General features: G+C 63.3%; 16 protein-coding genes. 5 read left to right on the plus strand and 11 right to left on the minus strand.

Annotation, left to right across the window (positions count from 1 at the left end; genetic code table 11):
• Positions 1–8 precede the first annotated feature (8 nt).
• The 7 genes from mctP to AC3D25_RS10800 all read right to left on the minus strand — a co-directional run bounded on the left by mctP (position 9) and on the right by AC3D25_RS10800 (position 8,928).
• Positions 9–1,559, minus strand: coding sequence for a monocarboxylate uptake permease MctP (mctP, locus tag AC3D25_RS10770; RefSeq protein WP_488889662.1), 1,551 nt, complete (start codon positions 1,557–1,559; stop codon positions 9–11).
• Positions 1,559–1,807 carry a DUF3311 domain-containing protein gene (locus tag AC3D25_RS10775; RefSeq protein WP_488888391.1) on the minus strand — a complete coding sequence of 83 codons (249 nt, stop codon included), beginning with the start codon at positions 1,805–1,807 and terminating at the stop codon, positions 1,559–1,561. Before AC3D25_RS10775 ends, mctP begins: the two co-directional genes overlap by 1 nt.
• 873 nt (positions 1,808–2,680) lie before the next feature.
• Positions 2,681–4,834, minus strand: a complete 2,154-nt coding sequence (locus AC3D25_RS10780) for a propionate--CoA ligase (protein WP_488888392.1) — start codon at positions 4,832–4,834, stop codon at positions 2,681–2,683.
• Positions 4,835–4,891: 57 nt separating this feature from the next.
• Positions 4,892–5,404, minus strand: a complete 513-nt coding sequence (locus tag AC3D25_RS10785) for a hypothetical protein (protein WP_488888393.1) — start codon at positions 5,402–5,404, stop codon at positions 4,892–4,894.
• Complete coding sequence (locus AC3D25_RS10790) at positions 5,401–5,697, minus strand: hypothetical protein (RefSeq protein ID WP_488888394.1); 297 nt, start codon at positions 5,695–5,697, stop codon at positions 5,401–5,403. Before AC3D25_RS10790 ends, AC3D25_RS10785 begins: the two co-directional genes overlap by 4 nt.
• Before the next feature lie 106 nt (positions 5,698–5,803).
• Positions 5,804–6,565, minus strand: a complete 762-nt coding sequence (locus AC3D25_RS10795; RefSeq protein ID WP_488888395.1) for a 5'-methylthioadenosine/adenosylhomocysteine nucleosidase — start codon at positions 6,563–6,565, stop codon at positions 5,804–5,806.
• Positions 6,562–8,928, minus strand: coding sequence for a UvrD-helicase domain-containing protein (locus AC3D25_RS10800; RefSeq protein ID WP_488888396.1), 2,367 nt, complete (start codon positions 8,926–8,928; stop codon positions 6,562–6,564). The genes AC3D25_RS10795 and AC3D25_RS10800 overlap by 4 nt, the downstream gene beginning before the upstream one ends.
• A gap of 171 nt (positions 8,929–9,099) precedes the next feature.
• Here AC3D25_RS10800 and AC3D25_RS10805 point away from each other — a divergent pair, with 171 nt between their 5' ends.
• Positions 9,100–11,973: a valine--tRNA ligase gene (locus AC3D25_RS10805; RefSeq protein WP_488888397.1), complete on the plus strand. Its 2,874-nt coding sequence runs from the start codon at positions 9,100–9,102 to the stop codon at positions 11,971–11,973.
• Positions 11,974–12,057: 84 nt separating this feature from the next.
• A complete protein-coding gene (gene galU, locus AC3D25_RS10810; RefSeq protein WP_488888398.1) occupies positions 12,058–12,939 on the plus strand; it encodes a UTP--glucose-1-phosphate uridylyltransferase GalU in 882 nt (293 codons plus the stop codon).
• A 72-nt stretch (positions 12,940–13,011) separates the two neighbouring features.
• Here the strand turns inward: galU and AC3D25_RS10815 are convergent, their stop codons facing one another.
• From AC3D25_RS10815 to AC3D25_RS10830, 4 genes are read right to left on the minus strand one after another with little or no spacing between them, the layout of a single operon-like run.
• Positions 13,012–13,239 (minus strand): sulfurtransferase TusA family protein, encoded by a 228-nt coding sequence (locus AC3D25_RS10815; protein WP_488888399.1) that lies wholly within the window; start codon positions 13,237–13,239, stop codon positions 13,012–13,014.
• 51 nt (positions 13,240–13,290) lie between these two features.
• On the minus strand, positions 13,291–14,322 hold the full coding sequence (locus AC3D25_RS10820) for a Gfo/Idh/MocA family oxidoreductase (protein WP_488888400.1): 1,032 nt from the start codon (positions 14,320–14,322) through the stop codon (positions 13,291–13,293).
• On the minus strand, positions 14,319–15,323 hold the full coding sequence (iolG, locus tag AC3D25_RS10825) for an inositol 2-dehydrogenase (protein ID WP_488888401.1): 1,005 nt from the start codon (positions 15,321–15,323) through the stop codon (positions 14,319–14,321). The genes AC3D25_RS10820 and iolG overlap by 4 nt, the downstream gene beginning before the upstream one ends.
• A complete protein-coding gene (locus AC3D25_RS10830; RefSeq protein WP_488888402.1) occupies positions 15,313–16,194 on the minus strand; it encodes a MurR/RpiR family transcriptional regulator in 882 nt (293 codons plus the stop codon). The genes iolG and AC3D25_RS10830 overlap by 11 nt, the downstream gene beginning before the upstream one ends.
• A 217-nt stretch (positions 16,195–16,411) precedes the next feature.
• On the opposite strand from AC3D25_RS10830, the gene AC3D25_RS10835 reads away from it, so the two are divergent.
• From AC3D25_RS10835 to AC3D25_RS10845, 3 genes are all read left to right on the plus strand, one after another.
• The gene (locus AC3D25_RS10835) at positions 16,412–17,461 is read left to right on the plus strand and encodes a sugar ABC transporter substrate-binding protein (RefSeq protein ID WP_488888403.1); all 1,050 of its coding nucleotides are present in this window, start codon (positions 16,412–16,414) and stop codon (positions 17,459–17,461) included.
• 121 nt (positions 17,462–17,582) lie between these two features.
• Positions 17,583–18,749 (plus strand): ABC transporter permease, encoded by a 1,167-nt coding sequence (locus AC3D25_RS10840; RefSeq protein ID WP_488888404.1) that lies wholly within the window; start codon positions 17,583–17,585, stop codon positions 18,747–18,749.
• Positions 18,750–18,760: 11 nt separating this feature from the next.
• The gene (locus tag AC3D25_RS10845; protein WP_488888405.1) at positions 18,761–19,600 is read left to right on the plus strand and encodes an ATP-binding cassette domain-containing protein; all 840 of its coding nucleotides are present in this window, start codon (positions 18,761–18,763) and stop codon (positions 19,598–19,600) included.
• Positions 19,601–19,608: the final 8 nt, after the last annotated feature.

Consider the following 19,608-nt stretch of genomic DNA (forward strand, 5'->3'; position numbering starts at 1 on the left):
GCGGGCGTTCAGCTTTCCACGATGTCGTAGTAGTCCTCGGGACGCGTGCGGTCGTCCGAACGCTTGAGACCCATGATACGCACGAGCGCGCTCACGACGATCGCGACGACCAGATTCACGATCAGCGCCCACACCGCCGCATAACCCGGCACGGCATAGCCGAACAGATGCAGCGTGTAGATCGACCCGGCGAGCTTGAGCGACACCGCCATCCACGTTCCGACGCCGATCCCCACGGCCCAGCCGAGGAGCAGGCCGCGGTAATCGAGCATGCGCGTGTAGAGGCCGAGCACGAGCGCCGGCAAGGTCTGGATGATCCAGATGCCGCCGAGCAGTTGTAGCTGAATCGCATAGGTCAGCGGCAGCGCGAGAATGAACACCACCGCGCCGACCTTCACGAGCAGCGACACGAGCTTCGCGACGTTCGTCTCCTGCTCGCCCGTCATGTTGCGATTGAAGAACTCGCGATGCACGTTGCGCGTGTAGAGATTGGCCGCCGCGATCGACATGATGGCCGCCGGAACCAGCGCGCCGATGCCGATCGCCGCGAACGCCACGCCGACGAACCACGACGGGAAGAAGTGCAAGAACAGCGCGGGCACTGCGAAGTTCGAGCCATATGCCTTGAAATACGGCGCGTATTCCGGCATTTCCCGCACGCCCGACGCGAGCGCCATGTAGCCGAGCAGCGCGAGCAGCCCGAGCACGAGCGAGTACGCGGGCAGGAGCGCCATGTTGCGGCGGATCGTGTTGCCCGACTTCGACGAGAGAATCGCCGTCACCGAATGCGGATACAGGAAGAGCGCGAGCGCCGAGCCGATCGCGAGCGTCGCGTAGGCGCTGTAGCCGTTCAGGCTCGCGGCATCGGGCGCTTTGAGCAGCAGTTTCGCCGGCGCCACCGTGCCGAAAATCGCGCCGAAACCGCCGAGCCGCGCCGGAATCACGATCATCGCCGCGATGATCGTGATGTAGATCAGGATGTCCTTGACCACGGCGATCATCGCCGGTGCGCGCAGGCCCGACGTGTACGTATAGGCCGCGAGAATCGCGAAGGCGATGATGAGCGGCAGATCGCCGACGAAGCCCGAGGTATCGAAGCCGAGCGCGCCGATCACCACTTCGATCCCGACCAGTTGCAGCGCGATGTACGGCATGGTCGCGACGATCCCGGTCAGCGCGATCGCCAGCGCGAGCATGCGGCTGCTGTACCGCGCGTGGACGAAGTCGGCGGCGGTCACGTAGCCGTGACGTTTCGCGATGCTCCAGAGCTTCGGGAACACCACGAACGCGAACGGATAGATGAGGATGGTGTACGGCAGCGCGAAAAATCCGGTCGCGCCCGCGCCGAACACGAGCGCGGGCACGGCGACGAACGTGTACGCCGTGTAGAGGTCGCCGCCGAGCAGGAACCAGGTCACGACCGTGCCGAAGCGGCGTCCGCCGAGGCCCCATTCGTCGAGCTGATGGAGATCGGCCTTGCGCCAGTGCGCCGCGATAAACCCGAGAATCGTCACGCCGATAAAGAACAGCACGAAGACGAAGGTGGCGGTGGAATTCATCATCGCGGGTCCCCTTCGCGCACCGCGCCGGGAATCGATTTGGTTTTAACGTAGACGAGCGCCGTGATCACTGCGCTGATCAGCACCCAGAGCAACTGATACCAATAGAAGAAGGGAAAGTCCCAGAGAACGGGTTCGACCTTGTTATAGAACGGCACCCAGATCACGCCGATCCACGGCAGGATCAGAAGCCAGAGCCAGTGCTTGTTACGGGTTTGTCCTGTGCCGGTCGCAGCTTCGTGAGCCATGACGGTCTCCGGTGTGTTTTGAGAATTCGCTGTCTGCGGCGCGATCGTTGGGTAGACCGCTGACGTGGACCGCGCCCCGAAATGAACAGGTGGAGTATAGGGTCGCTTAAAAGCGGGTCAAGCAGGGCGAACCCGAGGCGATGCCGGCCGGTGGGGGCGGCCTGGCGGGGGATGCGGTTTCTGGGAACCTGATTTCGTATCGGACTGTTGGTACTGCCCGGTGCGGGCGACGGTCGGGTTTTTGGTTTAGCTGGCGCTCGTTGCTTTTGTTTGCCTGTGGTGTCGGGGAACTTGCTTTCGTGTCGGTTTATTAGCACGCCGCTATGCGCGGCAGCAGTCACTTTCTTTGCTGCTGCAAAGAAAGTAACCAAAGAAAGCAGCTTATCCGGCTAAGTGTCCACCACGAATAACTGCGCGGATAGGCGCGCAGGCTGACTATGGCAACTCGCATTCGTTGGTATTGGCACAGCATCTGTCAGGTCCATCCTCGCTGCGCTCGGACGACGGGCACACCTACAACCAGCGCTCGGTTTGGTTCTTCCGGTTATGCCTTACCGGCAGGCACTTCGTGCCTGCCGGGATGGATGAGCGGCTCCACTCTGTTGTATGGTGCGATGGCCGAATCAGCTTGCGCACCACTCCCGGAAACCGTTCGTGGTGGACACTTAGACGGACTAGCTGCTTTCTTTGGTTACTTTCTTTGCAGCAGCAAAGAAAGTGACCGCCGCCGCGCATAGCGGCGTGCTAATGGACCTACACGAAAGCAGGTTTCCAAGAAGCGCAAGCAGACAAAAGCAAAGAGCGCCAGCAAAACCAAACCGGCCAGCAAGAACCCAAACCCACCCAACCCCAAGCGCCAGCAAAAAACCCTGTCTAATCCAAAACCGCCCGAATCGCCCCCAACGCGCCAGCGTCCTCGATCGTGGGTAACTCCCCGACCTCGCGTCGCTCGGCCAGCGCGGCAATCGCCCGCCGCAAAAGCTTCCCCGACCGCGTCTTCGGCAGCATCGCCACAAAAAAGACCCGTGCGGGCCGCGCAAACGCCCCGAGTTCGCGCTCGACAGCATGCATCATCTCGGCCTCCAGCCCCTCGCGCTCGCCGGGCGCGTCCACCCGGCCAGCATCGCGTAAAACGACGAACGCCAGCGCCGCCTGCCCCTTCAACGCCTCGGCGACGCCAACCACCGCGACCTCGGCCACCGCCGGATGACGGCTCATCGCTTCCTCGATCTCGCGCGTCCCCAGCCGATGCCCCGCCACGTTGATCACGTCGTCCGTGCGCCCGAGAATCGACACATAACCATCCGCATCACGCACGCCCCAGTCGAAGGTGGAATACACCTGCTGGTTCGGCACGCTGCGCCAGTACGTATCGATAAACCGCGCGTCGTCGCCCCACACCGTCTGCATGCAGCCCGGCGGCAACGGATACGCCACCGCAATCACGCCCTTCTCGCCCGCCGCGCACTCCTCGCCCGTCAGTTCGTCGCGCACGCTCAGATCGAAACCCATCGACGGCACGCCCGGCGAGCCGAGCTTCGCCGGCAGCGCCTCGATCCCGCGCGGGATCGCGATCATCGGCCAGCCGGTCTCGGTCTGCCAATAATTATCGACGACCGGCTTTTTCAACGCGCTCTGAATCCACTGCGCCGTGGGTTCGTCGAGCGGCTCGCCGGCGAGAAACAACGTGCGCAGGCTCGATAAATCGGCGTCGCGCATGAACTTCGGATCCTGCTTCTTGAGCACGCGGATCGCGGTCGGCGCGGTGAACATCAGGTTGATCCGGTATTGCTCGACCAACCGCCACCACACGCCGCCGTCGGGCCGGATCGGCGTGCCTTCGTACATGACGGTCGTCAGTCCCGCGATCAACGGCGCATAAATGATGTAGCTATGCCCGACTACCCAGCCGACGTCGGACGCCGTGAACATCGTGTCGCCAGGCAGCCCTTCGAAAATATGCTCCATCGATGCCGCCAGCGCGACCGCGTAACCGCCGACATCGCGCTGCACGCCCTTCGGCTTGCCGGTCGTGCCGGACGTGTAGAGCACATAGGACGGCTCGTTGGATTCCAGCCATTCGCACGGCACGCGGGCATCGAAAAACTTTTCGCGCAGCGGTTCGTAGGCGACGAGATAAGCCGCCTGCAGCCGCTCCGGCGCCAATTGCCGGTCGATCAGCAACACCTGCGGCACCTTGAATTGCGCGCGCGACAGCGCTTCGTCGACGAGCGGCGTGTAGTCGATCACCCGCCCCGCGCGCGCGCCGGCATCGGCGGTGACGATCAGCGCCGGTTGCGCATCGTCGATACGGGCCGCCAGATTCGGCGCGGCGAATCCGCCGAACACGACCGAATGGACCGCGCCGAGCCGCGCGCAGGCGAGCATGGCGAACAGCGCCTCGGGGATCATCGGCAGATAGATCAGCACGCGATCGCCCTTTTTGACGTGCAGCGAGCGCATGACGGCGGCCATGCGGTTCACTTCGGCGTGCAGTTCGGCGTAGGTGTAGCGCCGCTCGATCCCGGTTTCCGTCGATACGTAGATCAGCGCGTCCTGCTGGGCGCGCGCGGCGAGATGGCGGTCGAGTGCGTTGAAACAGAGATTGGTGCGCCCGCCGGTAAACCAGCGCGCGAACGGCGGATTGCTGCGATCGAGCACCTGCTCGAACGGCGTTTCCCAATGAATGCGCCGGGCTTCCTCGGCCCAGAATTCTTCCGGCGAGTCGATCGAACGGCGATGGGCATCACGGTAAGTCGGCATTCTCACCCTCGGGCGCGCTGTGGATTCGGCTCCCAAGCATAGAGCAGGCCGGCGGGCCGTGCTAGAGAGGGCCGGCCCTGACGGGATGGACGGTGGGTGCGTGCTGGGTGCGGGTTGGGTGCGGGTTGGGTGCGGGTCGCGTGCGTGCTGGGTGCGTGATCCATGAGTGCGTGCCGGATACGCATCGAGAGCGTACAGAGCGCGTGCTGGGCGGCAGTTGAGCGCGTGCTGGGCGCGCGTCCCGAGCGCGTCCCTACCACGCATCGAAACGCCTGCAGAGACGCTTCGCTTAACCTCTCCCAAAACGCGCGTCGAATCCCCTCAGCGCGCCTGCCTGCGCCGCGCGCCGGGCGCTTCGTGATCGCCCGAATGCTTGAGCAGCACGGGCGCGAGTTCGCCCGCGACCCGCATGCTCGACACGACCACCGTGCGCAGGCCGCTGCCTTCGGTGGCGCGGCGCCACGCATCGCGCGTGCTCGCGCGCGCTTCGATCCGCGGCTCTACTACGATAAACCCCCGGCAATACTGAACCAGCGCGCCCTGCTGCGAGCGCAGCCACGCGGCGCGTAGTTGGGCGTCGTCGGCGGTTTCGTCGTCGGTTTGCTCGGACATGATCACGAACGGCGTCTTCAGCGCCAGCAGCCGCTGCATTTCGGCGCGCCACGCGAACGCGTAACCGGGCTGAACCGCGCGTCGGCGCAGACGCACAAGCGGAAAGCGGCTCGCGTCGTGAAGCCGGGCAACAAAGGATGCCGACGGCGTGCCGGCGATCTCCGGCGTCGCTGCGACGAGCGGCGCAGCGGAACAAGCGATGGAAGCAAGAATGGCGGTCACAGCGGTCTCGGGCTCCAGTAATTCAGGGCGGCGAGCAGATCGGCGCGCTGGGAACGGCGTGGCACGACGCGGCTCACGGCGGCGCGCGCGACACGGCCAACCGCGCTCGCGGTTCTGCTTGTCGTCGTGCTGTCGGCATTCGCTTGCCAGGCGTGACGCATGACGTCGAGCACCTTCGCCGCGTTGGCCGCGACGGACGCGCCCGGCTGAGCGAGCGAGACGCGCGGCGCGGACTGCAAACGGGTGTGATCGTGATCGTGATCGTGAGCGGATTCGGATTTAACTTCGGCCATGCGGACCTCCTGTCGTCCGGCCCATTGTAATTGCGAATCATTCTCACTTACAAGAGGGTTTTCGAGGATCGACGAGACCGAAGCGGCAAAACCGAGAGGGAGAGTTCTATGCGCGTTCGCTGAGGAAGCGCGCGAGGATGCCGGACGAATACGTCCCGGCAATCGCATTGAGGAATTCGACGAACGATGCGGGCGCGGCGGCATCGGCGGTGTCCGAGATGGTGCGAATCACCGCGCACGGCACGCCGTATTCGAACGCGACCTGCGCGAGCGCCGCGCCTTCCATTTCGACCGCCAGCGCGTCCGGCAACGCGGCGCGCAACGCCGACACCGCCGCGTGACTCGCGACGAACTGATCGCCGCTCACGATCAACCCGCGATGCACACGCGAGCGCGCAACGCCGAACTCGGCGGCGAGACGCGCGCCTTCATCGGCGATAAACGAATGGGCGGCGCGCGCCAATGCGTCGCTCAGCGTGCGGTCGGCGTCGAAGCGGGATTTATCGAGGAGCGGCACTTCAAAGCGGGCAAAGAGCGGCGATGCATCCAGATCGTGCTGCAAGAGCGTGTCCGCGACCACGATATCGCCCACCTGCACGTCCGCGCGCACGCCGCCCGCGACGCCCGTAAAAACGATTTCCTCGACGCCAAACGCGTGGATCAACGCGCTCGCCGTCGCGGCGGCCGCCACCTTGCCGACCCGCGCGAGCGTCACGACGCAAGGCACGCCGTGCGCGACGCCCGCGTGATATTCGCGCTGTCCGAGCGTGACGGTGCGTGTCTCGCCCGCCGCGCGCATCGACGCGACGAGATCGCCGAGTTCCTGCGGCAGCGCCGCCATGATGCCGAGCATCGGACGCGCGCTCATTCGACCGCTTGCAGCTTCGCCACCGCCAGCGCGAGCCATTTTTCGCCGTGCCGCTTGAAGCGCACGTGGGCGCGCGCATCGCCGCCCGAGCCTTCCAGCCCGATCACCGTGCCTTCGCCGAACTTGGTGTGAAACACCACCTGGCCGACGCGAAAGCCGGTTTCCGCCGCGCGCTGCGTGTTCGCGAACGCGGGCAACGGCGCGCCGGCGTCGGGATTCACGTAGCCGGAACCGGCGCGCTCCTTGTCGGGCCGCGAGAACCAGTCGCGGCCCCAGCCGGCGTTATCGGCCCGGCCGCCCCAGCGCGCGCCCGCCTCCATTTTCGGCGTGAGCCATTTGAGCGAGCCTTCGGGCAGTTCGTCGAAGAACCGCGAGCGGATGTTGTAGCGCGTCTGGCCGTGCAGCATCCGGCTCTGCGCGAACGACAAATAAAGCCGCTCCTTCGCCCGCGTGATCGCCACGTAAGCAAGACGGCGCTCTTCCTCCAGCCCGTCGGTTTCCTTCGCGCTGTTCTCGTGCGGGAACAGGCCCTCCTCCATGCCGGTGATGAACACCGCCGTGAATTCGAGACCCTTCGCCGCGTGCACCGTCATCAGTTGCACGGCGTCCTGGCCCGCCTGCGCCTGGTTATCGCCGGCTTCCAGCGACGCGTGCGACAGGAAACCGGCGAGCGGCGTCATCGTGTCGGGGTTTTGCGCGGGATCGGCGGGATTCTCGGGATCGAGCACGTCGACGGCGGGATCGTCGGTCGCGAGGCCGAGTTCCGGCGCCGCCGACGCACCCGGGCGCAGCGGGATCGACCGCGCGGGCGTATCCAGCCCGTAGCCTTCCTCGGAGACGAACGCGGCCGCCGCGTTCACCACTTCCTGCAAGTTCTCCAGCCGGTCCTGCCCTTCGCGCTCGGTTTCGTAATGCGCGGCGAGCCCGCTCGTGCGGATCACGTGCTCGACGGTTTCCGGCAGGCTCATCTGCTGCGTTTCGGCGCGCATTTTCGCGATCAGCATCGCGAACGTCGCGAGGCTCGATCCGGCTTTACCCGTCACATAAGGCACGGCGGCGGCCATCGAACAGTTGTAGAGACGCGCGGCGTCGGCGAGTTGCTCGATCGAGCGCGCGCCGATCCCGCGCGTCGGGAAATTCACGACGCGCGAGAACGCGGTGTCGTCGTTCGGATTGTCGATCAGGCGCAAATACGCGAGCGCGTGCTTCACTTCCTGCCGCTCGAAAAAGCGCAAACCGCCGTACACGCGATACGCGATGCCCGCATTCACGAGCGTGTGCTCGATCGTGCGCGACTGCGCATTGCTCCGATACAGCACGGCGATCTCGCCGCGACTCGCGCCGGAACTGATCAGCGCCTTGATTTCCTCGACGATCCACCCCGCTTCCTGCGAATCGGTCGCCGCCTCGTAGACGCGCACCGGCTCGCCGTGTCCCGCGTCCGTGCGCAGATTCTTGCCGAGCCGCCGCGAATTATTCGCGATCAGCAGGTTGGCGGTATCGAGAATGTGACCGTGCGAGCGGTAGTTCTGCTCCAGCTTGATCAGGTTGCGCACGTTGTATTCGCGCTCGAAGTCGTGCATGTTGCCGACGTTCGCGCCACGGAACGCGTAGATCGACTGGTCGTCGTCGCCGACCGCGAAAATCGCGTTGTGCTCGCCCGCGAGCAGCTTGAGCCACGCGTATTGGAGCTTGTTCGTGTCCTGGAATTCGTCGACGAGAATGTTGCGAAAGCGCGCCTGATAGTGCGCGCGCAACGGCGGATTGTGCGCGAGCAGTTCGTAGCAACGCAGCAGCAGTTCCGGAAAATCGACCACGCCCTCGCGCTGGCACTGCTGGTCGTAGGCTTCGTACAGTTCGACGAACTTGCGGTTGAACGCGTCGGTCGCATCGACGTCTTTCGGCCGCAGACCCTGCTCTTTTGCGTTGTTGATGAAGTACTGGAGATTCTTCGCCGGATACTTTTCGTCGTCGACGTTCAGGCCCTTCATCAGACGCTTGATGGCCGAAAGCTGGTCGGCGGTATCGAGAATCTGAAAGGTCTGCGGGAGCGCCGCGTCGCGAAAATGCGCGCGCAGCATGCGGTTGCAGAGGCCGTGAAACGTACCTATCCACATGCCGCGCGTGTCGATCGGCAAGAGCGAAGTCAACCGCGACATCATTTCCTTCGCGGCCTTGTTCGTGAACGTGACGGCGAGGATGGTCGGCGGCGAGGCGAAACCCTGGTTGATGAGCCACGCGATCCGCGTGATCAGCACCCGCGTCTTGCCGCTGCCCGCGCCCGCCAGAATGAGCGCCGGCTCGTTCGGCAGCGTGACGGCGGCGAGTTGTTCGGGATTCAGATTGGCAAGCAGATCGGGCATGGGGAAAGTCTTCCGGTGGGTCGAACATTATAAGACCGCGCCGATGGACGCGTTCGCGAAGGTCCGAGAGTTCGTCCGGTTCGACGGTAAAACCTTATAATTCAGCATTGACGCGCGGTACGGCCACGCATTTTTTACGCATTTCTTCACGCATTTTCGGCAGATCCCACAATGAGCGACAGCACGCTTGCGAAGAGTTTCGAGCCCCAGAATATCGAGTCCCAGTGGGGCCCGGAATGGGAAAAACGCGGTTACGCCGCCCCCACCTTCGACGAAAGCCGCAAGGACTTTTCCATCCAGCTTCCGCCGCCGAACGTCACCGGCACGCTCCACATGGGTCACGCGTTCAACCAGACCATCATGGACGGTCTCGCGCGCTATCACCGCATGCTCGGCGAAAACACGCTGTGGGTGCCGGGGACGGACCACGCGGGCATCGCCACGCAGATTGTCGTGGAACGCCAGCTGGACGCCCAGAAAGTCTCGCGCCACGATCTCGGCCGCGAGAAATTCCTCGAACGCGTCTGGGAATGGAAGAAGCAATCCGGCTCGACTATTACGAATCAGGTGCGCCGGCTCGGTGCGTCGATCGACTGGTCGCGCGAATATTTCACGATGGACGACAAGATGTCGGCCGCCGTGCGCGACGTGTTCGTCACGCTCTACAAGCAAGGCCTGATTTATCGCGGCAAGCGGCTCGTGAACTGGGATCCGGTGCTCGGCACCGCTGTTTCCGACCTCGAAGTGGTGAGCGAAGAGGAAAACGGCCACCTGTGGCATATCAAGTATCCGCTGCCGGAAAGCGCGGGCGGCGGTTTCCTGACGGTCGCGACCACGCGCCCCGAAACCATGCTCGGCGACACCGCCGTGATGGTGCATCCGGAAGACGAGCGCTACGCGCATCTGATCGGCAAGACCATTGCGCTGCCGCTGTCGGACCGCGAAATTCCCATCATCGCCGACGACTACGTGGACCGCGAATTCGGCACCGGCGTCGTGAAAGTCACGCCCGCGCACGATTTCAACGACTATCAGGTCGGCCAGCGCCACACGCTGCCGATGATCGAAATTCTCACGCTCGACGCGAAGATCAGCGATAACGCGCCCGAAAAGTATCGCGGACTCGACCGTTTCGAGGCGCGCAAGCAAGTGGTCGCGGACCTGGAAGCGCTCGGCCTGCTCGATTCGATCAAGCCGCACAAGCTGATGGTGCCGCGCGGCGACCGCACGGGCGTCGTAATCGAGCCGATGCTGACCGACCAGTGGTTCGTCGCGATGAGCAAGCCGGCGCCGGAAGGCACGTTCAATCCGGGCAAATCCATCGCCGAAACTGCGCTCGACGTGGTTCGCAACGGCGAAATCAAGTTCGTGCCGGAAAACTGGTCCACGACGTATTACCAGTGGCTTGAAAACATCCAGGACTGGTGCATTTCGCGTCAACTCTGGTGGGGCCATCAGATTCCGGCCTGGTACGGCGATAACGGCGAAATCTTCGTCGCGAAGACCGAGGAAGAGGCGCGCGCGGAAGCCACGTCGGCGGGTTACACCGGCGCGCTGAAACGCGACGACGACGTGCTCGACACCTGGTTCTCGTCGGCGCTCGTACCGTTTTCGTCGCTCGGCTGGCCGCAAGAGACGCCCGAACTGAAACACTTCCTGCCTTCGTCCGTGCTCGTGACCGGCTTCGACATCATTTTCTTCTGGGTTGCCCGGATGGTCATGCTGACGACGCATTTCACCGGCAAGGTGCCTTTCGACACGGTTTATGTCCACGGTCTCGTGCGCGACGCCGAAGGCCAGAAAATGTCGAAGAGCAAGGGCAATACGCTCGACCCGATCGATATCGTCGATGGCATCGACCTCGACACGCTGGTCGCCAAGCGCACGACCGGCCTGATGAACCCGAAGCAAGCCGCGCAGATCGAGAAGAAGACGCGCAAGGAATTCCCCGACGGCATTCCCGCGTTCGGCACCGACGCGCTGCGCTTCACGATGGCGTCGATGGCGACGCTCGGCCGCAACGTGAATTTCGACCTCGCGCGCTGCGAGGGTTATCGGAATTTCTGCAATAAGTTGTGGAACGCGACGCGCTTCGTGCTGATGAACACCGAAGGCCACGACTGCGGCTTCGGCAAGCCGGACGAATGCGCGGCGGGCGAGTGCGGCCCGGGCGGATTCCTGCACTTTTCGAACGCCGATTTCTGGATCGTGTCGCAATTGCAGCGCGTGGAAACCGAAGTGGAAAAGGGTTTCGCCGATTACCGCTTCGACAACGTCGCGAGCGCGATCTACAAATTCGTGTGGGACGAGTACTGCGACTGGTATCTGGAACTCGCCAAGGTGCAGATCCAGAACGGCACGCCGGAACAGCAGCGCGCCACGCGCCGCACGCTGTTGCGCGTGCTCGAAACCGTGCTGCGGCTCGCGCATCCGGTGATTCCGTTCATCACTGAAGCGCTCTGGCAAAAAATCGCGCCGATGACGGACGCCTACCCGAAGGACGCGAAAGAAGGCGAAGCGTCGGTCATGGTGCAGCGTTATCCGCGCGCGCAAGCGGAAAAAATCGACGAAGCGGCGGAACAGTGGACCGCCGAACTGAAAGCGGTGATCGATGCGTGTCGTAATCTGCGTGGCGAGATGAATTTGTCGCCCGCCGTGAAGGTGCCGCTCCTCGCGATCGGCGACGCCGCGCGTCTCGAAACCTTCGCGCCGTATGTCCAGGCGCTCGCGCGTTTGTCGGAGGTGAAGATCGTCGGCGACGAAGCCACGCTCGACGCCGAAGCGAGCGGCGCACCGGTTGCGATCGTCGGCGCGAACAAATTGGTGCTGAAGGTGGAAATCGACGTGGCGGCGGAGCGCGAACGTCTGTCGAAAGAAGTGGATCGCCTGACTAACGAAGTTTCAAAATGTAACGCCAAGCTCCTGAATGAGAGCTTTGTTGCAAAAGCGCCGGTAGCGGTCGTTGAGCAAGAGCGGAAAAGGCTGGCAGAATATGGGACTACTATCGAGAAGCTCCAGGCACAGTTATTGCGCCTGCCGGCTTGATTTGCGTTCTTCGTATTTAAAGCCAACCGCTTGACGTCTCATTGCCTGACGTTTCAACACGATTAAGAGGATCAGGGTCATCACATGCTAAAAGTTACGAAAGCGGTCTTTCCTGTCGCCGGTCTCGGCACCCGGTTCCTCCCCGCGACCAAGGCGAGCCCGAAGGAAATGCTGCCCGTGGTCGACAAGCCGCTGATCCAGTACGCGGTGGAAGAAGCGATGGCGGCCGGCATCACGGAAATGATCTTCGTCACGGGCCGCAGCAAGCGCGCCATCGAAGATCACTTCGATAAGTCATACGAAATCGAAGCCGAGCTGGAAGCGCGCGGCAAGGACAAGCTGCTCGAACTCGTGCGCAGCATCAAGCCGAGCCATGTGGATTGTTTCTACGTGCGTCAGGCCGAAGCGCTCGGCCTCGGCCACGCCGTGCTGTGCGCGGAGAAGCTGGTCGGCGACAACCCGTTCGCCGTCATCCTCGCGGACGACTTGCTGTACGGCACGCCGCCCGTCATGACGCAGATGATCGAAGTGTTCGATCACTATCACAGCTCGGTGATCGGGGTCGAAGAGATTCCGGAGCAGGATTCGAAGTCCTACGGCGTGATCGACGGCAAGGAATGGGAAGACAACATTTTCAAGCTGTCGGGCATCGTGGAAAAGCCGGAACCCGCCGTCGCACCGTCGAATCTGGGCGTGGTCGGCCGTTATGTGCTCAAGCCGCGCGTGTTCGACCATATCCGCGCGCTGAAGCCCGGCGCGGGCGGTGAACTGCAACTGACGGACGCGATCCAGTCGCTGCTCGCCGACGAACAAGTGCTCGCGTACAAGTATCACGGCACGCGTTTCGACTGCGGCAGCAAGCTCGGCTATCTGAAGGCGACGGTGGAATTCGCGCTGCGCCATCCGGAAGTCGCGGCGGATTTCGAGCAATATCTGCGCACGCGTTCACCGATTCTCGAAGGCTAAAAGCGACCTTGCGCGATGTAAAATAGCCCATGACTTGCGTCATGAGCTTTTTTTTCGTGCGTGGAAAAATGCCTAGCGGCGGCGCATCAGGAAGGTGAAGACCTTGTCGTGCGTCGTCGATTCGACGATTTCATTGCCGGTCTGCTTCGCGAAGGCGGCGAAATCGCGCTGCGAACCGGGATCGGTCGCCAGCACTTTCAGGATCTGGCCGGTTTCCATGTCGGCGAGCGCCTTTTTTGCACGCAGGATGGGGAGCGGACAGGTGAGCCCGCGCGCATCGACTTCCTTGTGAACTTGCATCGGGTGAGCCTTGGTTTGCTTGGCAGATCGGTCTGCACAGAGTCGACGATTCTACCGCAGCGCCCGCAAATCCACCGCCTGCCCCGTCTGCAACGCCTCGCGCAGCGCAATGCCGAGCCGCGTCGCCTCGCGGGCGTCGTCGAGTGTCAGGCCCGTCGGCGCGCCGCCGCCAAGACTCGCGATAAACGTCCGCGCCTCGGTGAGAAACGCGGCTTCGAAGCGCTCGAAGAACGACGGCGTGCATTCGTTGCGCATGCCGTGCGCGTCGGCGATTTCCACGCGGTTCGCGCGCGGATTGCGTCCGACCGCAAGCGCGCCCGCCGTGCCGATCACTTCCGTCTGCGTGTCGTGGCCGTGCGCCGTCGTGCGCGAAGCGTAGAACATGGCGATCTGGCCGCCCTCGAACTCGCAGATCGCGACGCCGTTATCGATATCGCCGCATTCGCGCAGGCCTTCGTGCAGCGCGATCGTGCCCGCCGCGAATACGCGCGTCGCCTTCGGATTGCCGAGAAACCAGCGCGCGAGATCGATATCGTGGACGCTGCAATCGAGGAAAAGTCCGCCCGAGGTCGGCGCGAAACGCACGAAGAAACCATCGGGATCGTTCATGTCGCAGGTTTGCGAGCGCACCATGAACGGCCGGCCGATCATACCGTCGGCGGTTTTCCGATAAGCATCGCGATAACTTTCGTCGAAGCGCCGCACGAAGCCGATCATCACCTGCAAATGCGGATAACGCGCGCTTTCCTCGATCACGCGGTCGCATTCGTCGAGATCGAGCGACAGCGGCTTTTCGCAGAACACGTGCTTGCCCGCGCGCAACGCGTCGATAATCTGCGCCGCGTGCAGCGACGTGGGCGTGACGAGCCACACGGCATCCACCGACGCATCCGCGAGCAGCGCGGCGTAGTCGTCGTGAAGCGCGAGTTCCGGCAGATGCTCGCGCGCCCAGTCACGCTCGGCGGCGACCGGACTGCACGCGGCGACGAGCGCGGCACCCGGCACGTGATACGCGAGATTTTCGGCATGACGGCGCCCGAGCCGTCCCAGCCCAACGATCCCGACCCGCACGGCGGCGCTCATACCGACGCCTCGTTCAAGCTGACAATGCGCCCTTCCTTCCACGAACGCGTCGCGGCGTCGGCGAGTTCCAGCGCCTTCAGGCCATCGGCGACGGTCGTGCGCACGGGTTTGCCCTCGGTCACGGCGTCGAAGAAATGCGCGATTTCAAGCGCATACGCCGCGCGATACCGTTCGAGGAAAAACGCTTCGGGCACGTCGCTCGATACCGACGTTTTCGAATACGCGGTCACCTCGGTCGGCCGCACGTTGCCCGCCTGCAGCATGCCCGCGCTGCCGAGCAATTCGAAGCGCTGGTCGTAACCGTAGGCCGCGCGCCGCGACGTGTTGATCTGGCAAAGGCGGCCGCGTTTCGTGCGGATCGTCACGGCCGTCGAGTCGATATCGCCCGCTTCCGCAATCGCCGGGTCCGACAGACAGCTTCCGGTTGCGTGCAGCGTGTCGGCTTCGTCGTCGAGCATCCAGCGGAAAATGTCGAAATCGTGGATCAGCATGTCCTTGAAGATGCCGCCCGAATGCTTGATGTATTCCACCGGCGGCGCGCCCGGATCGCGGCTGGTGACGATCAGCATTTCCGGCTCGCCGATCTCGCCCGCCTCCACGCGCGCCTTCAGCGCCGCGAACGTGGGATCGAAACGCCGCTGGAAACCGATCATGCACACCACGCCCGCCTCCGCCACCGCGCTCGCGCAGGCGCGCGCGCGTTTGAGCGTCAGATCGACCGGTTTCTCGCAGAACACGTGCTTCTTCTGCGCCGCCGATTTGAGGATAAGGTCCGCGTGCGTGTCCGTGCTCGAACACACGACCGTCGCGCCGACCGACGCATCGCCCATCGCGCCGTCGATATCCGCGACCTGTGCGCCGTATTGCGCCGCGAGCGCCGCCGCAGCCTCGCGATTCACATCCACCACGTATTTCAGCCGCACGCCGGGCTGGCGCGCGAGATTGGCCGCGTGGATCTTGCCGATCCGTCCTGCACCGAAAACCGCTACATCAATCGTCATAGCCGCCTGTCTCCCTGGATTCTTCTACGTTCAGTTCGAGCCGGTACGCGAGCGCGATGAATAGCGCCTGGCACAGGCAAATGGTGCTCGTGAGCGAGCGGAACGCGAACGCGCTCCCCTCTTTCACGAAGAGATTCGCACTCGCGTGGCGCGCGAGCGGCGAAAGCTGACTGTCGGTAATCACGAGCGTGCGCGCGCCGTTGTGCTGCGCGGCGCGCAGGCAGTGCTGCGTTTCCTTGCCGTAGGGCGCAAAACTGATGGCGATCACGACATCGCCTTTACGCACGCTGCGGATCTGCTCGCGATACATGCCGCCGAATCCCGAAACGAGATGCACGCGCTTTTTCGTATGTTGCAGCGCGTACACGATATAGCTCGCGACCGGGAACGAACGCCGCACGCCGATCACGTAGATGTTTTCCGCCTGCTGCAGCATCTTCACGGCGGTTTCGAACTGGGCGTCGTCCAGCCCCGCTTCCAGTTCTTCCAGCCCGTGACGGCTCGCCGCGATGAATTCGCGCGCGACCGAGACGCCGGAGAGCTTGCCCGGCTTGTCGTCGATCAGCTTGCGGATGCGCTGCTGGTAGCTTTGCGCCGATGCGCTCTGGCCGGTGTACGCCTGCCGGAACACGGCCTGCAGGTCCGAGAAACCGGAAAAGCCGAAGCGCTGCGCAAAGCGCACGACCGCCGACGGATGCACGCCGCACGCGCTCGCAATATCGCTCGTGCGATCCATCATCACGTTCTGGCGGTGCTGCTCGATATACGTCGCCACGCTTTTCAACTGGCGCGGCAACGCGTCGTACGCCGCCGTGATGCGTTGCATCAATTCGTCGATATTCTCGATTTCGGTGTTCGCTTCTTCCTGCATGGCTTCTCTTCGTCAGCACATTCGATGCTGCCGATTATAGAGACGTCGCCGCTCAAATGGAACGGATTTTCCATTTTCTTCTCCGATAAACTTCCTATTGCAGAGCGTGGAATCTTGTCCTACTCTTGGTCCTGAGCGGTGGCACCGTGAGTTTCGGCAGCGGGATTCATTCGGGCCGGACGCTCGCTCAAAACTACAACCCAGATAGGTGGAGACAATGAGACTTTGCAACGGCCGGGCCGCGCTTCGTGCGCTGGCGGCTGCCGCCGCGCTGTGCGGCGTGGCGGCACTGACCCCGTCGGCAGCGAACGCCGCCGACGCCAAGTTCGTCCTGATCAGCCATGCGCCGGATTCCGACTCGTGGTGGAACACCATCAAGAACGCGATCAAGCAGGCCGACGAAGATTTCAACGTCGAGACCGACTATCGCAATCCGCCGAACGGCGACCTGGCCGACATGGCGCGGCTGATCGAGCAATCGGCGGCGCGCAACTATGACGGCGTGATCAGCACCATCGCCGATTACGACGTGCTGAAAAGCGCGATGAACAAGGTCACGGCGAAGCATATTCCGTTCGTCACGATCAACTCCGGCACCGAGGAAGAAAGCGAAAAGCTCGGCGCGATCATGCACATCGGCCAGCCGGAATACGTCGCGGGCAAAGCCGCCGGCGAGAAGGCGAAGGCGGCGGGCATCAAGTCGTTCCTGTGCGTGAACCACATTGCGACCAACGTCGTGTCGTTCGACCGCTGCCGCGGTTTCGCGGATGCGATCGGCGTCGACTACAAGGCCGCCACGCTCGATTCCGGGCAGGATCCGACCGAAATCCAGTCGAAGGTCAGCGCGTTCCTGCGTAACCATCCGAACACGCAGGCCATCCTGACGCTCGGACCGACACCGGCCGCAGCCACCTTGAAAGCGGTGCAGCAGATGGGCCTCGCGGGCAAGATCTGGTTCGCCACGTTCGACTTCTCCGACGACATCGCGAAGGCGATTCAAGCGGGCACGATCCAGTTCGCGATCGACCAGCAGCCGTACTTGCAGGGCTACATTCCGGTCGCGGTGCTCGCCATCGTGAAGAAGGACAAGACGACCGATCCGGTGAAGATCCGCAAGATCCTGGAGGCGAATCCGAAGTTCCAGGCGCGCCTCGCGACCTACGGATTGCAGCCGTCGTACGGGCCGAAGAACATCCGTTCGGGTCCGGGTTTCATCACGAAAGAAAATATCGACAAGGTGCTGAAGTACGCGGGTCAGTACCGCTGATAAACGCTGTTCCCTCCCGGGCGGCTCAGGTTCCCCGCCGCCCGTTCGCATCCCGCCTCGCTTTAACCGCCCGCTGCGCCCGTTCCCGGGTGCGGTGAGCGCGCGCACGAAAGGAGTCATCATGGGCGTTGCAGGCAAGCATTTTCCACGTCATCTCAAGCCAACCGATTCGGCCAGCGCCGACGCCGCCGTCGAGGCGTCGCCTGACGAACGCGTGCGGCGCGAATCCTGGTTCGGCCATCTTCTCAACCGCCCCGAATTCGCCGCCATCTCCGGCACCGTCCTGGTGTTTGCGGTGTTCGGATTCGCCGCGGGCAGTTCGGGCATGTTCAATCTCGACGGCGTAATGAACTGGTCGCAGGTCGCGGCCTACCTCGGCCTGCTCGCGGTGGGCGCGTGCCTCTTGATGATCGCCGGCGAATTCGACCTGTCGATCGGCTCGATGATCGGCTTCGCCGGGATGATGGTCGCGATCCCCTCGGTCTATTTTCACTGGCCGATCTCGGTCGCGATCCTGTTCGCATTCGTCGCCTCGATGCTGCTCGGCGCGCTGAACGGCTATCTCGTGATGAAGACGCGGCTGCCTTCGTTCATCGTCACGCTCGCGTTCCTCTTCATCCTGCGCGGCCTCACGCTCGCGCTCTCGATTCTCTTCGCCGACCGCACGATCGTCTCCGGTGTCGGCGATCTCGCGCAGAACGACTGGATCGCCAATACGCTCTTTCATGGCGTCGCGCTGCAGGGCTTGTTCACGTGGCTCGCGCATCTCGGCATCGGCAAGCTGCTCGATAACGGCACGCCGCTTGTGCCCGGCATTCCGAAAGTGATTCTCTGGTGGTTCGCGCTCGCCGCGGTCAGCGCATTCGTCCTCGCGAAAACGCGCTACGGCAACTGGATTCTCGCGGTCGGCGGCGATGCGAACGCGGCGAAGAATGTCGGCGTCCCGGTCAAGCGCGTGAAGATTTCGCTGTTCGTGCTGACCGCCTTCTGCTCGTGCCTGTTCGCGGTGCTGCAGGTTTGCGATATCGGCTCGGCGGCGGCGGATCGCGGCTTGCAAAAAGAGTTCGAAGCGATCATCGCGGCGGTGATCGGCGGCACGTTGCTGACCGGCGGCTATGGATCGGTGATCGGCGCGTGCTTTGGCGCGCTCATCTTCGGCGTCGTGCAGATTGGCATTACCTATACGAACGTGAGCTCGGACTGGTTCCGCGTGTTTCTCGGCGTGATGCTGCTGCTCGCCGTGCTCTTCAACCATTATGTGCGCCGCCGCGTTTCGCAGGCGCAGTGAAGGAGCCGACCATGAACCGTGAACAACAGCAATCGCAAACGCAAACGCAGACCCAGGATGCGGCGGGCGACGACATCATCCTCGCGCTGGAAAACGTCAGCAAATTCTTCGGCAAGGTCATTGCGCTGAGCGGCGTCACGCTGCGCCTGAAACGCGGCGAAGTGCACTGCCTGCTCGGCGACAACGGCGCGGGTAAATCGACGCTCATCAAGACGCTCGCGGGCGTGCATTCGCCCTCGTCCGGCGAGTATCTCGTCGATGGCAAGCCGGTCGTGTTCGAATCGCCGAAGGAAGCGCTCGATCTCGGCATCGCGACGGTGTATCAGGATCTCGCGCTCGTGCCGCTCCTTTCGGTCGCGCGCAATTTCTTCATGGGACGCGAGCCGCAAAAGAAGCGCTTCGGCATCTTCAACGTGATGGACCTCGATCTCGCCGCGCAGACTTCGGGCGCGAAACTCGCGGAAATGGGCATCAACGTGCGCGATCCGCATCAGCCTATCGGCACGATGTCCGGCGGCGAAAAGCAATGCCTCGCCATCGCGCGGGCCATCCACTTCGGCGCGCGCGTGCTGATTCTCGACGAACCGACCGCCGCGCTCGGCGTGAAGCAGAGCTTCAACGTGCTGCGCCTGATCCACACGGCGCGCGCGAAAGGCATCTCCGTGATCTTCATTACGCACAACGTCCATCACGCCTATCCCATCGGCGATTCGTTCACGCTGCTCAATCGCGGCCGCTCGCTCGGCACGTTCACGAAAGAGACGATCAGCAAGGACGAAGTGCTCGACATGATGGCGGGCGGTGCGGAAATGCAGAAGATGATCGGTGAACTCGAAGGCGCGACGATCTAAGGATGAAG

It is taken from the genome of Caballeronia sp. SL1002 (assembly GCF_057814995.1).